Raw genomic sequence first — 15,008 nt, forward strand, 5'->3', positions numbered from 1 at the left:
CCATATCAAAGGCCCAATTTGCATAGCCCGGCGCACCTTTGCGCAGGTGAATTAGGAATTCCATATGGACCGCGTGCGAAATTTACTGGAACAGATCCAGAGTCGCCTTGAAGACCTGAACAAGGCCGAACGCAAAGTCGCCGAGGTGATCCTGCTCAACCCGCAGCAGGCCACCCGCTTCAGCATCGCCGCCCTCGCCCAGGCAGCCTCGGTGAGCGAACCGACGGTCAACCGTTTCTGCCGTTCGTTCGGTGTCAGCGGCTATCCCGAACTCAAGCTGCAACTGGCGCAGAGCCTGGCCAGCGGCGCGGCGTATGTCAGCCGCGCGGTCGAGGCCGACGACAATCCCGAGGCCTACACGCAGAAGATTTTCGGCAGCGCCATCGCGTCCCTGGACAGTGCGTGTCAGGCACTGGATCCGAACCTGATCAGCCGCGCTGTCGACCTGTTGATTCAGGCGCGACAGATCCACTTCTTCGGCCTCGGCGCTTCGGCACCGGTGGCACTGGATGCGCAGCACAAGTTCTTCCGTTTCAACCTCGCCGTCACCGCGCACGCGGATGTGCTGATGCAGCGGATGATTGCGTCGGTGGCGCACACCGGTGAGTTGTTCGTAATCATTTCCTACACCGGCCGTACGCGCGAGTTGGTCGAGGTGGCGCGCATTGCTCGCGAGAACGGCGCTTCGGTGCTGGGTTTGACGGCGGAAAATTCGCCGCTGGCCAAGGCGAGTACCTTGAGCCTGAATATTCCGTTGCCGGAAGACACCGACATTTATATGCCGATGACTTCGCGGATCATTCAGTTGACCGTGCTGGATGTGTTGGCGACGGGGATGACGTTGCGTCGTGGCGTGGATTTCCAGCCGCATTTGCGCAAGATCAAAGAGAGCTTGAATGCGAGCCGGTATCCGGTGGGTGACGAGTTTAATTAGGACGCTTCGCGTAAAAGATCGCAGCCTTCGGCAGCTCCTACAGGGGTTGATCGTTCCCACGCTCTGCGTGGGAATGCAGCCCGTGACGCTCCGCGTCACTGGACGCGGAGCGTCCCTTGAGGCATTCCCACGCAGAGCGTGGGAACGATCATCAAGCCGCCGCCCACGCCTGCAAACTCAAATGCGCCTTCTCCCCCGGCGCCAGATGCAGACTGTCCGTCCCGCCCGCCGCCGCTTCAACACAGACAAACTCGGAAATCTCATCCCACGTCACGCCCAACAGCGGCCGCGCGCCCGGATGCCACACCACCGTGTCCGCACTGTCGCCGGTATCAATGCACAACTCACGCTGCCAAGCGTGATCTTTCAACTGCAATTCGCCGTCATGCTGGAACACCCGCTGACAGCCGCCATCCACCCGCAACTCGCCTTCCTGCTGGCAAACCTGGCGATTCAACTGGTCATAACCCTGCGCACCTTCAAGCCCAGACAGCGCTATCTCACCAACATCGCCAATACGCCAGTAAGCATGCAAAGCCTGGCTCAACTGGCACGGCATGTCGTCCTGATGCTCGGTGCTCAGGCGTAACTCCATGCGTTCGCCCAGATGTGCGTGCAGGTCAACCTGCCAGTCGCACAGCTGCAATTGCCAGTGCAGGCGCACGCCATCTTCGGCGCTGCTGCTGTCGAGCAACTTCCAGTCGAGCAAACGCGCCCAACCATGCGATGGCCAGGCGTTTTCGCTCGGATGACGGCCATACCACGGCCAGCACACCGGCACACCACCGCGAATAGCGCCGACATGCGGCCACTTCGCCGCACACCACAACCACGGCTTTTGCCCGCGCGGCTGAAAGTGCAGCAACTGCGCGCCCTGACGACTGAACACCGCCTGACACAGCGGGTGATCGATCACCAACACGTCGCGCATCTGATAGCGCTCCCAGGCGAACACCGGTTGTTCACGCAGGGATTTGAAGAAGCGTTGCAGCGGATGCTCATGCATTTGCCACGATCCTGAACTCGACTTTCACCGGGCGGCGCCAGCCCCAAAAAAAAGCGGACAGCCTTGGCTGTCCGCAAATATGCGCACATAGAGAGGAGCTTATCGCAGACGCGTTAGAACGTAGACTGAATTTTCAGGCCAGCGACCAATGCGTTGTCCACTTCATCCACACCACCCGGGTGAGTGATGTACTGCAGGTTAGGACGTACGGTCAGCCAGTTGGTGACGTGGAAGCCGTAGTTGATCTCGTAGTTGTATTCGGTTTCACGAATTGGCGAGAACACCGGATTGTCGTAGTCCGACACACCGTTGGAAGCGTTCAGCAGCTCGGCGTTTTTCTTCACGTCATCGTTGACGTGGATACGCGCCGCACCGATACCGACGTCATCCTTCGGACGCGCGTCGAACGGGCCTTTGTAGACAAACATCACCGACTGATAGTTGTCGATGAAGTTGGTGTCTTTGTCGTGGAACGTGGCGTTGGCGGCGATATTCAGACCGCGAGAAGCATCACCGTTGTGGCTGGTGAGTTGCTGTTGCGCCACGAACCAGTAGCCGCTTTTGCTGCTGTGGGTTTTGTAAGCGTCGCGCGTGGTTGCCGCGTCGAAACCGTTGACGTCTTCACGAACGTCGTCGGCATCGGCCGTGCTCTTGTAGTAACCGACGCGGTATTCGCCTGGCAGGCTGTTGACCTTCGGCGACCAGACCAATTCAACCGGCAACACAGTACCTTTGGTGCCGCTGCCGCTGAGCTTGAAGCCGTTGCCGTGTTCCAGCTGCGACGGGTTCTGGTTGTACGCGCCGATCTGCGCGTAGAGCTCGTCGTTGATGTTGTACTTCACACGGATCGCGGCCTGGCTGACGGGCCAGTTGTACCAGATGTTGGTCGCCCAGTTACCCACTTGGGAGCCGCAGAACGCGAGGTTCTGGAAGTCGCACGGGAAGGTGTTGAAGTCTTCGCCTTCACCGAAGTAACCGGCCTTGACGTCGAGTTTGTTGTCGAAGAACTGGTGCTGAATCCACAACTGGGTCAGACGCACCATGTGGCCACGGCCGTAAACTTCTTGCGAGGAGCTGAGGGTGCCGGCACGCGGATCGCCAACGCGGTCGTTGGAGATGTTGTAGCCGTTACGGTTGGTCAGCTGGATCTTCGCCTGAGTGTTATCCCAGCCCCACAGCTTTTGCAGATCGAGTGCCACGCCCAGACCGAACTGGTCAGCGTAACGCGCGGTCTTGTCGTCGTTGTAGCCACCGTTCAGGTTGCCACCGACTTCCCCAACGTAGTCGGCCTTGATGTCGATACCCTGCTCGATCAGCTTGGTACGCTCGCCACCCCAGTCGCCGGTCATCCATTTCGAATCGGAACTGAAGGCATCCGCCGCCATGGCATTACCGGCCAGCACCAAGGCCGCCGCAGCCGACACTTGGCAGATCAACCGGGCATTGACGTGTTTCTTTTTCATCCCTACATCCTCGTCTTTATTGTTATTAACTGTTTTTATCTAACGCGGTTTACATAAATTGCGATGGATTACAGGCAATCCACCGCGTGCTCCTTTTGGAATCCAGCTCCCACATGACCGCATTCCAGCATTGATCTTCAGCGGCCTTTGAATTGCGCCACGTTCGCAGACCGCGCATCGGTCTGTGGTTGCCCGGCAGTGCCGAGGCGCTCGCCAGTGTTGGCATCGAACAACAACACTTTCGACGGATCGAATTGCAGCGTCAGGTTCTCGCCCACCTGCGGTGCCACGTCCGGCGCCAGACGGCAGCAAACCTTGGTGTCATTCAGATTGACGAACACCAGCGTGTCCGGACCGGTCGGCTCGGTGACCTGCACTTCGGCACGAATGCTCGGCAGGCCATTGCCCTCGCCGTTCGCCAACACGATTTGCTCCGGGCGCAGGCCGAGGATCACTTCGCGATCTTCAAGACCGGCGTCCTGCATGCTCATCGGCAACTCGCAACGCGCCTGGCCGCTGTCGAGCAGCGCCAGCAGACGACCGTCCTTGCGTTGCAGGCGCAGCGGGATGAAGTTCATCGGCGGCGAACCGATGAAGCTCGCCACGAACAGGTTGGCCGGGTCGTTGTAGATCTCTTTTGGCGTGCCGAACTGCTGGATGATGCCGTCCTTCATCACCGCAACCTTGTCGCCCAGGGTCATCGCTTCGATCTGGTCGTGGGTCACGTAGACCGTGGTGGTTTTCAGGCGCTGGTGCATCAGTTTCATTTCGGTGCGCATCTCGACGCGCAGTTTGGCATCGAGGTTGGACAGCGGTTCGTCGAACAGATAAATCTTCGGCCGCCGCGCCAGTGCACGGCCCATCGCCACACGCTGTTGCTGACCGCCGGAGAGCTGACCCGGTTTGCGATTGAGCAGGTGTTCGATCTGCAGCAGCTTGGCCACGCGCGCGACTTCTTCGTCGATCGCCGACTGCGCCATCTTGCGGATCTTCAGACCGAACTCAATGTTCTCGCGCACGCTCATGGTCGGGTACAGCGCGTAGGACTGGAACACCATGGCGATGTCGCGATCCTTCGGGCTCATGCCGCTGACGTCCTGATCACCGATCATGATCGCGCCGCCGGTGATGGTTTCCAGGCCGGCGATGCAGTTCATCAGGGTCGACTTGCCGCAGCCCGACGGGCCGACGAGGATCAGGAACTCACCATCCTTGATCGACAGTTCGATGTTCTTCAGGGTGTCCGGCAGGCCGGCACCGTAGGTCTTGTTTACGTTGCGAAGTTCGAGCGTTGCCATGATTACCCCTTGACTGCGCCGGCCGTCAGCCCGCGCACGAAATACTTGCCTGCGACCACATAGACCAGCAGGGTCGGCAGGCCGGCGATCATCGCCGCTGCCATATCAACGTTGTATTCCTTGGCGCCGGTGCTGGTGTTGACCAGGTTGTTCAGCGCCACCGTGATCGGTTGCGAATCACCGCTGGAGAACACCACACCGAACAGGAAGTCGTTCCAGATTTGGGTGAACTGCCAGATCAGGCAGACCATGATGATCGGCGTCGACATCGGCAGAATGATCCGGCGGAAAATCGTGAAGAAACCCGCACCGTCGAGGCGTGCAGCTTTGACCAGCGCATCCGGAATGCTCACGTAGTAGTTACGGAAGAACAGCGTGGTGAACGCCAGACCGTAAACCACATGGATAAACACCAGACCGGTGGTGGTGCTTGCCAGGCCCATCTTGCCGAGGGTGAACGAGGCCGGCAGCAGCACGGTCTGGAACGGCAGGAAGCAGCCGAACAACAGCAGACCGAAGAACAGCTGCGAACCGCGAAAGCGCCAGAACGACAGCACGTAACCGTTCAACGCACCGATGGCGGTGGAGATGATCACGGCCGGAACGGTGATCTTGATCGAGTTCCAGAAGTAACCGTCAACCGTGGCCCAGGCCTTGACCCAACCGATGCCGCTGACCACGGTCGGCCAGCTCAGCAGGTTGCCGGTGCTGATGTCTTCCGGGGTCTTGAAGCTGGTCAGCAACATGACCACCAGCGGCACCAGATAAAGCAGTACGGCGATGATCAGCACCGCGTAGATCGCGATGCGACTCAGGCTGATAGCAGGTTTGGCAGCGAGACTAGTCATTGCGCTTGGTCCTCAGCTCGGAATACAGGTAAGGCACGATGATCGCGAGGATCGCACCGAGCATCAGAATCGCACTGGCCGAGCCCATGCCCATCTGGCCGCGACTGAAGGTGAAGGAATACATGAACATCGCGGGCAGGTCGGAGGAATAACCCGGACCGCCGGCGGTCATCGCCGCGACCAGGTCGAAGCTCTTGATCGCGATGTGCGCCAGAATCATCACCGCACTGAAGAACACCGGACGCAGGCTTGGCAGCACCACTTTCCAGTAGATCGTCGGCATGCTCGCGCCATCGATCTGCGCGGCACGGATGATCGATTGATCAACGCCACGCAGGCCGGCGAGGAACATCGCCATGATGAAGCCCGAGGCTTGCCACACAGCAGCGATCACCAGGCAGTAGACCACGCGATCAGGGTCGATCAGCCAGTCGAGACGGAAGCCTTCCCAACCCCAGTCACGCAACAATTTGTCCAGGCCCATGCCCGGGTTGAGCAGCCATTTCCACGCGGTACCGGTAACGATCATCGAGAGCGCCATCGGATACAGGTAAATGGTGCGGATAAAGCCTTCGCGACGGATGCGCTGGTCGAGGAACACCGCCAGCAACACACCGATAACTAACGTAATGCCGATGAACATGCCGCCGAACACCGCGAGGTTTTTGCTCGCGACCCACCAGCGGTCGTTGTCGAACAACCGCGCGTATTGCGCCAGACCGGCCCACTTGTAGTTGGGCAGGAACGTCGAGGTGGTGAACGACAACACGAACGTCCACAGGATGTAGCCATAGAAGCCCACCAGCACGATGAACATGCTCGGCGCCAGCACCAGTTTGGGTAGCCAGCGTTGCAATGCATCGAACGGCGAGGCCTTGCTGAACACAGCAACAGAACTCATGGGGAAATCCAGTACAGGGAATAAAAACTACAGTGAGATCCCTTGTGGGAGCGAGCCTGCTCGCGAAGGGCGTGTGTCACAACGCCGTCGCAAGCAGGCTCGCTCCCACAGGAGAAGCCTGTGCTACCGACGCTTATTTGGACGACTTGATCGCTGCGCCCAGTTTCTTGGCAGTGTCGGCCGGGTCGGCTTTCGGGTCGTTGATGTAGTTGGTCACGACATCAAAGAACGCGCCTTGCACGGCCAGCGTGGTCGCCATGTTGTGCGCCATGCTTGGTTGCAGGCCGCCGGACTTGGCGTCTGCCAGGAAGTCCTTGGCAGCGGTCTGTGCGCAGGAATCGAAGCCGAGTTTCTCCATGTCGTTCAACATGTCGTTGCGAACCGGGATCGAGCCTTTGTTGATGCTGAAGACTTTCTGGAAGTTTTCACCCAGCACGACTTTGGCGATGTCCTGCTGACCGGCCGCAGTGCCTGCGTCCTTCTGCTTGAACACGGCCAGCGAGTCGATGTTGTAGGTGAACGCCTTGTCGGTGCCCGGGAAGGCGACGCACTCGTAGTCCTTGCCGGCGACTTTCTTGGCGGCGGTCCATTCGGACTTGGCCCAGTCACCCATGATCTGCATGCCGGCCTTGCCGTTGATGACTTTGGCCGCTTCCAGGTTCCAGTCCTGACCTTTGCCGTCGGCATCCATGTAGGTCGCGACTTTCTTCAGCTCGGTCAGCGCCTTGACCATTTCCGGACCGGTCAGCGCGGCGTTGTCCAGATCAACCAGAGCTTTCTTGTAACCATCGACACCCATGACCGAGAGCACTACAGCTTCGAACACGGTGCTGTCCTGCCAAGGCTGACCGCCGTGAGCCAGCGGAATGAAGCCCGCAGCCTTCAGCTTGTCGCCAGCGGCATAAAATTCTTCGAGGGTGGTCGGGTTTTTGGTGATCCCGGCTTTCTTGAACACTTGCGGGTTGATCCACAGCCAGTTCACGCGGTGAATGTTCACCGGCACGGCCACGTAATCACCGTCGTACTTCACGGTATCGGAGACTTTCTTGTCGAGCAGGCTGTCCCACTTTTCCGACTTGGCGACGTCTTTCAAAACGTCGGTGTCGAGCAGGCCAGTGGACGCCCATTCCTGAATGTCCGGGCCTTTGATCTGGGCGACGCCAGGCGGGTTGCCGGCAACGGCACGGCTTTTCAGCACAGTCATGGCAGTCGCACCGCCACCACCGGCGACAGCGCCGTCTTTCCAGGTGAAACCGTCTTTTTCGACTTGCGCCTTGAGCACATCAACAGCGGCTTTTTCGCCACCGGACGTCCACCAGTGCACGACTTCGACCGAACCTTTGGATTCGGCAGCGGAAACACTGAGAGGCAGAATTGCGAGCGGGAACAGGGAGGCGACAGAAATGACAGTAGCGAGGCGAGAAATCGCATTCATCTGAGATGTACCTTTCTTGTTGTTATGCATGCAAGTCTGGTGCTTGCGCTGCACAGGAGTTTAAACAGGACGTTTCCCTTCGCAGGTAACGAAGGGACGCGCGAATGTCACCGTATGGTTACACAGGAGTGCCCTGAGACAACTGCGCCAAAGCAGTCGCCATGCTGGGTGACAAGGGTAGACGAGGGATCAGCACGGCTTGCCAGGCGTGATACAGATCGGGTTTACCCGGCCAGATATCGGCACTTGGCAGGTTTTGCGGATTGAGTTCGTGGTGCCAGCTACCGCCGCAACGGTCGATGAAATTCATCTCGCAGAATTCCCAGAACAGTCGGTACCAGGTTTCGTATTGCGCATCGCCGGTGCGTTTGAGCAAGGCACTGGCGGCGGCGCTGGCTTCGGCGTGGGTCCAGTGCAAGCGGTGGCGAACTACCGCTTTGTTGTCCCAGTCGAGGGTGTAGACGATGCCCGGCAGACCATCGACGTCCCAACCGTTGCGGCAGTTGTTCTCGAACAGTTTTTGCGCATCGGTGGCGAGCCAACCGGGCGTGAGCATGCCGGCCTGAACCCGCGCCGCTTCGAGGTGCAGCAACAGCCGCGCCCACTCGAAACCGTGGCCCGGCGTGGTGCCGTAAGGGCGGAAACCATCGGCGGGATTGTCGTGGTTGTATTCGCGCAGTGGCTGCCAGTCGCGGTCAAAGTGCTCGATGACCATATAACCGTTGCCGGCGGCGTGACCGTGAATCACTCGCTCGACGATGCGTTGCGCGCGCACCAGCCAGCGCGGATCTTCGGTGACATCAGCAAGAGCGAGGAACGCTTCGGTCGCGTGCATGTTGCTGTTGGCGCCGCGATAGGCTTCTTCTTCGCTCCAGTCACGGTTGAAGAATTCGCGCATGGCGCCCTCTTCTTCGCTCCAGAAATACGTGTCGATGATGTCGATGGCGTCATCCAGCAACGCTTGGGCGCCGGGACGTTTGGCGACCACCGCAGAGCTGGCGGCCAGCGCAACAAAAGCATGCAGATAGGCGTTCTTGCCGGTGTTGTCATCGCGGTGTTCGGCGACGGCAAACCAGCCGCCGTGCATGGCATCACGCAACGGCCCACGCAGGGCGGCGATGCCATGATCGACCAATTCAGCAAAACCCGGCAGGCCCTGAATGTGGGCCATGGCGAAGCTGTGGGTCATGCGCGCGGTGTTCATGGTTTCGGCCTGCGCGTTCGCTGGCAGACGGCCGCGTTCGTCGAGGTTGCCGAAGCCTTGCGGGAGTTTTGCTGCCTTGGCGAAATCCAGCAGACGCAGGCCTTCGGCGGCGAGCCATTGCTGGTGGGCAGAGGCGTTCAGCCAACTGCTGAAGCCGGGTTGGAAGAGATCCATGGGTGGCCTTTTTTGTTGTTATGACTGCGGGGAGTCTAAACAACGGGCCGGGGTGGGCTTGTAACGAAGGGGGCGGGGTTTGTCACCAGATCGTGACAAAAAGCGACCCTCACCCCAGCCCTCTCCCGGAGGGAGAGGGGGCCGACCGAGTGGTGCTGAGGTATCCGACGACCTGACACATCGAGTCGATTATGGATTCGCTACCGGACTTCCAGGTCGGCGTATCTCTGCAGCATCCCCCCGGTCAGTCCCCTCTCCCGGAGGTAGAGGGGGCCGATCGAGGTGTAATGAGCTTTCCGCCGACCTGAAATACCGAGTCGATTATGGATTCGCTACCGGACTTCCAGGTCGGCGTATCTCTGCAGCATCCCCCGATCAGTCCCCTCTCCCTCTGGGAGAGGGCTAGGGTGAGGGGCTCTTTTGATCTAATCCGCTGAACGCGGCAACTGCAACGTCACCCGCAACCCACCCTCACGCAGATTCTGCAACGTCACTTCCCCACCATGACTGTGGGCAATGTTGCGCGCGATGCCCAATCCCAAGCCATACCCCTGCTGCTGCCCCGCCAATCTGAAGTGCGGCTCAAACACCTGCTCCAAACGCTGCTCCGGCACCCCCGGTCCTTCATCATCAACGTGCAAGACAAACGCGCTGTCATCGTCATCAATGTGCAGATGCGCGTTCTGCCCGTACTTCAAGGCGTTGTCGATCAGGTTGCCGATGCAACGCTTCAACGCCAAAGGTTTACCCGGATACGCCGCCAACGCGCGACCATGCTGAGTCACCCGACCGTTGCCGTTCGGCGCAAGATAGGGCTCGACCAGACAATCAAGCACGTGGTTGAGATCCACCGGTTCGATGTTCTCGTGAATATCGGTGTCCTTCACACATTGCAACGCGCCTTTGACCAGCAGTTCCAGCTCATCCAGATCGCGGCCGAATTTGGCTTGCAACTTCTCGTCTTCAAGCAATTCGACGCGCAAACGCAAACGCGTAATCGGTGTACGCAGGTCATGGGAAATCGCGCTGAACAACTGGCTGCGCTCGGTCAGGTAACGGCTGATGCGCTCGCGCATGGTGTTGAAGGCGCGCCCCACTTCGACCACTTCACTGCCACCGCCCTCGGCCACCGGCTCGACATCAGCGCCCAGTGACAGATCCCGTGCGGCACGCGCCAGACGCTTGAGCGGCCGGCTCTGCCAATGCACCAGCAGGCCGATGAACAACAGCAAGAATCCGCTGGTGAGGACGATGAACCACACCTGCTGCGACGGCAGTCCCTGTTCTTCAAGACTGGTGTACGGCTCGGGCAACAGTGAGGCGATGTACAGCCATTCGCCCGGGGCCATTTGAATCTGCGTGACCAGTACGGGTGGATTCACCGGCTCCAGGGTCAGCGCGTAATGCGCCCAGGAACGTGGCAATTCATCCAGCTTCAGCCCGGCGTTGAAGATGCGCAGGTCTTCGGGACTGACAAAGGTCACCGAGATATCGGTGTCATGGCCCAAGGTCTGCCGCAGCACTTCGTCGACCGCTTTCATCACCGCCGCTTTACGCGGCGTGACCGGCAGTACGTCCATGCCCAGCGGCTTGTCGTTGAGCGTCACGACAAAGCGGGTACCGCCCATGCTGCGCAACTGATCGAGCACCAGCGGCCGATAAGCCACCGGCAACGAGCGGAAGTAACTGACGCTGGCGGTCATCGAATGGGCAAGGCTGCGAGCGCTGGTGACCAAGCCTTCGAGCTGCGTGGCGCGCAATTGCGAGACCCAGATCACGCTCGACAATGTTTGCGCGAACAGCACCGCGAGCAAGGTCAGCAGCAACATCCGCCCGAGCAGCGAACGCGGCACCGGCACTTTGGCGGCGAGTTTGCGCAACGACTCAGTGACCATTGCCGGCAACCACGTTGGCTGCCAGTTGATAGCCACTGCCGCGCACGGTGCGAATCAGTCGTGGCGGTTTCTCGGTATCGCGCAGACGCTGGCGCAAACGGCTGACGGCCATGTCGACAATGCGATCGAGCGGCATCAGGTCGCGGCCCCGGGTGGCGTTGCCGATGGTGTCGCGGTCGAGGATTTCCTGCGGGTGATCGAGGAACAGTTTCAACAGGGCGAAGTCGGCACCGGAGAGAATCACTTCCTCGCCGTCGGTGTGAAACAACCGATGGCTGACCATGTCCAGCCGCCACTCGTCGAAGGCCAGTACGTCACTGCCGCTGCGCTCCTGACCGAATTGCGCACGACGCAGCAATGCCTTGATGCGCGCTTGCAGTTCGCGGGGGCTGAAGGGTTTGCCGAGGTAATCGTCGGCGCCGAGCTCCAGACCGATCACACGGTCGGCTTCGTCGGAACTGGCGGTGAGCATGATAATCGGCACCTGCGCCTGACGCGGATGCTGACGCACCCAACGGCACAGACTGAAGCCGTCTTCGTCGGGCAGCATGACATCGAGGATCACCAGATCGCTCGGCGCCTCGTTGAGGGCCTGGCGGAAACTGGCACCGTCGGCGGTGGCCCGTACCTGAAACCCGGCGCGGGTCAGGTAGGTTTCCAGCAACTCGCGTATTTCCTGGTCGTCATCGACCAACAATATCGACTTGTTGACTGAGCTCACTTCGAAGGCATCCTTGTTGTTGGAATTGGGGCGGATTATGCCTGATGAACCTTGGATATTTGTTGCCTGTTCTGGCCTCATCGCTGGCAAGCCAGCTCCCACAAGGATCTGTGTCGTTCACAAAACCTGTGGGAGCTGGCTTGCCAGCGATGAAGGCGACTCGGTATCAAGCCTGTTCCAAGGCCACACCCGCGCCAACCAGGCCAGAATACGGCGCTGTCACCAGCCACACCGGAATGCCTTTGAAGTAATCGCTCATGCACCCCTTGTCGGTGAAGCTGCGAGCGAAACCGCTTTCGAGGAAAAAATCGGCAAAGCGTGGAATCACACCACCAACGATGTAAACCCCGCCCCTTCCGCCCGTGGTCAGCACGTTGTTGCCAGCGACACGTCCGAGCCAGCAGCAGAACTGCTCGAGCACTTCCAGCGCAATCGGATCACCCGCCAGACCGGCCGCCGTGATCGCTTCCGGCGTATCAAGCGTTGGCTCATGCCCGTCCACTGCGCAGATCGCACGATAGACTCGCGGCAAACCGCCGCCACTCAACGCGGTTTCCGCGCTGACATGGCCAATCTCGTTGTGGATGTGCTGCCACAACTGGGTTTCACGCGGGCTGCTCAGCGGCAGATCAACGTGACCGCCCTCGCCCGGCAATGCCGCAAAACGACCTTCACCCAAGTCAAGCAAGGTGCCGACACCAAGGCCAGTGCCCGGGCCGATCACCACCGCCGGACGCAACGGCTCCGGCGTGCCCTCGCAGACCACACGAAATTCGCCCGGCTGCAAACGGGTCATGCCCAACGCCATCGCCGAGAAGTCATTGACCAACAACAACTGCTCGACCTGCAAGGTTTTGCAGAACGCGCTGCGGCTCAGGCGCCAGTGATTGTTGGTGAACTTGAACTCATCACCACTGACCGGGCCGGCCACCGACAGGCACACCGAACCGATCGAACCCGGCGCCAGACCGAGCCCGCTCAGATAGAGGCTGATCGCCTCTTCCGGGCTGGCGTGGTCGGCCGTGGCCAGCACCTGAACCGATTGCAGTTGCTGGTTTTTCCACAACGCAAACCGCGCGTTGGTGCCTCCGATGTCACCGACCAAAGCCAGTTTCAATTAAGCGTCTCCAGGGCAGAAGTGAAGGCGCTGGCGCCCTGCTCCGCCGAGCTGAAGGCCATGCGCATAAAGCCAAACAGTTCGCGCCCGCTGCCGATGTTATTGCCCAACAGGCCTTTGGCGGGTTCGCGCGCTGCAAATTCTGCGGCGTCGACTTTAAGTTCCAAAGTACCTTTGACGCCATCGACGCGGATGATATCGCCCTCTTGCACGCGCGCCAAAGCGCCACCGACATAAGCCTCGGGGCTGACGTGAATCGCTGCGGGGATTTTCCCCGAGGCGCCGGACATCCGGCCGTCAGTCACCAGGGCGACTTTGAAGCCACGATCCTGCAGCACGCCGAGGAACGGCGTCATCTTGTGCAGTTCGGGCATGCCGTTGGAACGCGGGCCCTGGAAGCGCATCACGGCGACAAAATCTTTTTCCAGCAGGCCGGCCTTGAACGCGTCGGCGAGATCCTGCTGATCCTGGAACACCATTGCTGGCGCTTCAACGATCTGGTTTTCCAGCGCCACGGCGGACACCTTCATCACGCCGCGACCGAGGTTGCCTTCCATCACGCGCAAACCGCCCTCCGCCGAGAACGCACGGGCGACTGGGCGCAGGATGTTTTCGTCGAGGCTGTCGACCGGACCTTCACGCCAGACCAGTTCACCGTTATCAAGGAACGGTTCTTTGGTGTACTTGCTCAAGCCGTGGCCAAGCACGGTGTTGACGTCTTCGTGCAGCAGACCGGCGCCAAGCAGTTCGCGGATCAGGAACGACATACCGCCCGCTGCCTGGAAGTGGTTGATGTCGGCTTTGCCGTTCGGGTAGACGTGGCTCAGGGTCGGCACGACTTCGGAGAGGTCGGCCATGTCCTGCCAGGTCAGTTGAATGCCCGCCGCCATGGCGATGGCCGGCATGTGCAAGGTGTGGTTGGTCGAGCCGCCGGTGGCGTGCAGCGCAACAATGGAGTTGACCAGCGACTTCTCGTCGACGATTTCGCCGATCGGCATGAAGTTGCCATTTTGTTTGGTCAGACGCGTCACTTGGTGCGCGGCTTCGCGGGTCAGCGCATCACGCAGCGGCGTGTTCGGGTTGACGAACGAGGCGCCCGGCAAGTGCAGGCCCATGACTTCCATCAGCAACTGGTTGGTGTTGGCGGTGCCGTAGAAGGTGCAGGTGCCCGGGCTGTGGTAGGACTTCATCTCCGATTCCAGCAGCTCTTCGCGGGTCGCTTTGCCTTCAGCGTACTTCTGGCGCACGTCGGCTTTTTCCTTGTTGGAAATCCCCGAAACCATCGGCCCGCCCGGGACGAAAATCGTCGGCAGGTGACCGAAGCGCAGCGAGCCCATCATCAGGCCCGGGACGATCTTGTCGCAGATGCCGAGCATCAGCGCGCCGTCGAACATGTTGTGCGACAGCGCCACGGCCGTCGACATGGCGATCACTTCGCGGCTCGGCAGGCTCAGTTCCATGCCCGGCTCACCTTGGGTGACGCCGTCGCACATCGCCGGAGTGCCGCCAGCGAACTGGCCGACCGAGCCGATTTCGCGCAGGGCGTTCTTGATCTGTTCCGGGAAGACTTCATACGGCTGATGCGCCGAGAGCATGTCGTTATACGAAGAAACAATGGCGATGTTCGCCGAGTTCATCATCCGCAGGCTGTGCTTGTCTTCGCTGCCGCAACCGGCCACGCCGTGGGCGAAGTTGGCGCATTGCAGCTTGCCGCGCATCGGCCCGTCGGTGGCGGCGCCGCGAATCAGTGCAAGGTAAGCCTGACGCGTGGCGCGGCTGCGGGCGATAAGCCGTTCGGTGACCTCAAGGACGCGGGGATGCATGTGTAGAACTCCAGGCTAACGGATGTGGCGACCTGATTGTCTATGCTGATCAAACGCCGTTGTTGTTGGAATGACAGACGGCTTTTTTGACCATTCGGACCAGTTGATTCAGGTCACTCGTTGTAGATAAAACAAAATATTGCCACTAAAAAGGCTTGTTTTCTATTTTTATGCGAATAATCTTGTAAT

Annotated in this window: 12 protein-coding genes; 1 reads left to right on the forward strand and 11 read right to left on the reverse strand. The window is 59.9% G+C overall.

The genetic code is table 11. The features are described 5' to 3' along the window. Positions 1–73 precede the first annotated feature (73 nt). Positions 74–934, forward strand: coding sequence for a MurR/RpiR family transcriptional regulator (locus M5G26_RS25275; protein WP_171057240.1), 861 nt, complete (start codon positions 74–76; stop codon positions 932–934). A gap of 151 nt (positions 935–1,085) precedes the next feature. Here the strand turns inward: M5G26_RS25275 and M5G26_RS25280 are convergent, their stop codons facing one another. The 11 genes from M5G26_RS25280 to edd all read right to left on the reverse strand — a co-directional run bounded on the left by M5G26_RS25280 (position 1,086) and on the right by edd (position 14,819). Further along, the gene (locus M5G26_RS25280) at positions 1,086–1,940 is read right to left on the reverse strand and encodes a D-hexose-6-phosphate mutarotase (protein ID WP_007917868.1); all 855 of its coding nucleotides are present in this window, start codon (positions 1,938–1,940) and stop codon (positions 1,086–1,088) included. A gap of 113 nt (positions 1,941–2,053) precedes the next feature. After that, positions 2,054–3,403 (reverse strand): carbohydrate porin, encoded by a 1,350-nt coding sequence (locus M5G26_RS25285; protein WP_150693291.1) that lies wholly within the window; start codon positions 3,401–3,403, stop codon positions 2,054–2,056. 137 nt (positions 3,404–3,540) lie between these two features. Next, positions 3,541–4,701: an ABC transporter ATP-binding protein gene (locus tag M5G26_RS25290; RefSeq protein WP_273916787.1), complete on the reverse strand. Its 1,161-nt coding sequence runs from the start codon at positions 4,699–4,701 to the stop codon at positions 3,541–3,543. Positions 4,702–4,703: 2 nt separating this feature from the next. Beyond that, the gene (locus M5G26_RS25295) at positions 4,704–5,549 is read right to left on the reverse strand and encodes a carbohydrate ABC transporter permease (RefSeq protein ID WP_093430462.1); all 846 of its coding nucleotides are present in this window, start codon (positions 5,547–5,549) and stop codon (positions 4,704–4,706) included. After that, complete coding sequence (locus tag M5G26_RS25300) at positions 5,542–6,450, reverse strand: carbohydrate ABC transporter permease (protein WP_007917874.1); 909 nt, start codon at positions 6,448–6,450, stop codon at positions 5,542–5,544. Before M5G26_RS25300 ends, M5G26_RS25295 begins: the two co-directional genes overlap by 8 nt. 133 nt (positions 6,451–6,583) lie before the next feature. Beyond that, the gene (locus tag M5G26_RS25305; protein WP_127929495.1) at positions 6,584–7,885 is read right to left on the reverse strand and encodes an ABC transporter substrate-binding protein; all 1,302 of its coding nucleotides are present in this window, start codon (positions 7,883–7,885) and stop codon (positions 6,584–6,586) included. A gap of 118 nt (positions 7,886–8,003) precedes the next feature. After that, positions 8,004–9,263 carry a D-mannose isomerase gene (locus M5G26_RS25310; protein WP_273916788.1) on the reverse strand — a complete coding sequence of 420 codons (1,260 nt, stop codon included), beginning with the start codon at positions 9,261–9,263 and terminating at the stop codon, positions 8,004–8,006. 425 nt (positions 9,264–9,688) lie between these two features. After that, positions 9,689–11,158 (reverse strand): ATP-binding protein, encoded by a 1,470-nt coding sequence (locus M5G26_RS25315; RefSeq protein WP_038366571.1) that lies wholly within the window; start codon positions 11,156–11,158, stop codon positions 9,689–9,691. Continuing rightward, positions 11,148–11,879 (reverse strand): response regulator, encoded by a 732-nt coding sequence (locus M5G26_RS25320; protein ID WP_003227460.1) that lies wholly within the window; start codon positions 11,877–11,879, stop codon positions 11,148–11,150. The genes M5G26_RS25315 and M5G26_RS25320 overlap by 11 nt, the downstream gene beginning before the upstream one ends. 166 nt (positions 11,880–12,045) lie before the next feature. Further along, entirely contained in the window at positions 12,046–12,996 is a 951-nt protein-coding gene (locus tag M5G26_RS25325; RefSeq protein ID WP_273916789.1) for a glucokinase, read from the reverse strand. Next, positions 12,993–14,819, reverse strand: coding sequence for a phosphogluconate dehydratase (edd, locus tag M5G26_RS25330; protein ID WP_095112266.1), 1,827 nt, complete (start codon positions 14,817–14,819; stop codon positions 12,993–12,995). Before edd ends, M5G26_RS25325 begins: the two co-directional genes overlap by 4 nt. Positions 14,820–15,008 lie beyond the last annotated feature (189 nt).

This window comes from Pseudomonas sp. TNT2022 ID642, from assembly GCF_028656995.1.
Lineage (GTDB): Bacteria > Pseudomonadota > Gammaproteobacteria > Pseudomonadales > Pseudomonadaceae > Aquipseudomonas.

Coding starts and splice junctions, on each gene's coding strand:
- M5G26_RS25280 (WP_007917868.1), bottom strand. CDS start 1,940: ATGCATGAGCATCCGCTGCAACGCTTCTTCAAATCCCTGCGTGAACAA.
- M5G26_RS25285 (WP_150693291.1), bottom strand. CDS start 3,403: ATGAAAAAGAAACACGTCAATGCCCGGTTGATCTGCCAAGTGTCGGCT.
- M5G26_RS25290 (WP_273916787.1), bottom strand. CDS start 4,701: ATGGCAACGCTCGAACTTCGCAACGTAAACAAGACCTACGGTGCCGGC.
- M5G26_RS25295 (WP_093430462.1), bottom strand. CDS start 5,549: ATGACTAGTCTCGCTGCCAAACCTGCTATCAGCCTGAGTCGCATCGCG.
- M5G26_RS25300 (WP_007917874.1), bottom strand. CDS start 6,450: ATGAGTTCTGTTGCTGTGTTCAGCAAGGCCTCGCCGTTCGATGCATTG.
- M5G26_RS25305 (WP_127929495.1), bottom strand. CDS start 7,885: ATGAATGCGATTTCTCGCCTCGCTACTGTCATTTCTGTCGCCTCCCTG.
- M5G26_RS25310 (WP_273916788.1), bottom strand. CDS start 9,263: ATGGATCTCTTCCAACCCGGCTTCAGCAGTTGGCTGAACGCCTCTGCC.
- M5G26_RS25315 (WP_038366571.1), bottom strand. CDS start 11,158: ATGGTCACTGAGTCGTTGCGCAAACTCGCCGCCAAAGTGCCGGTGCCG.
- edd (WP_095112266.1), bottom strand. CDS start 14,819: ATGCATCCCCGCGTCCTTGAGGTCACCGAACGGCTTATCGCCCGCAGC.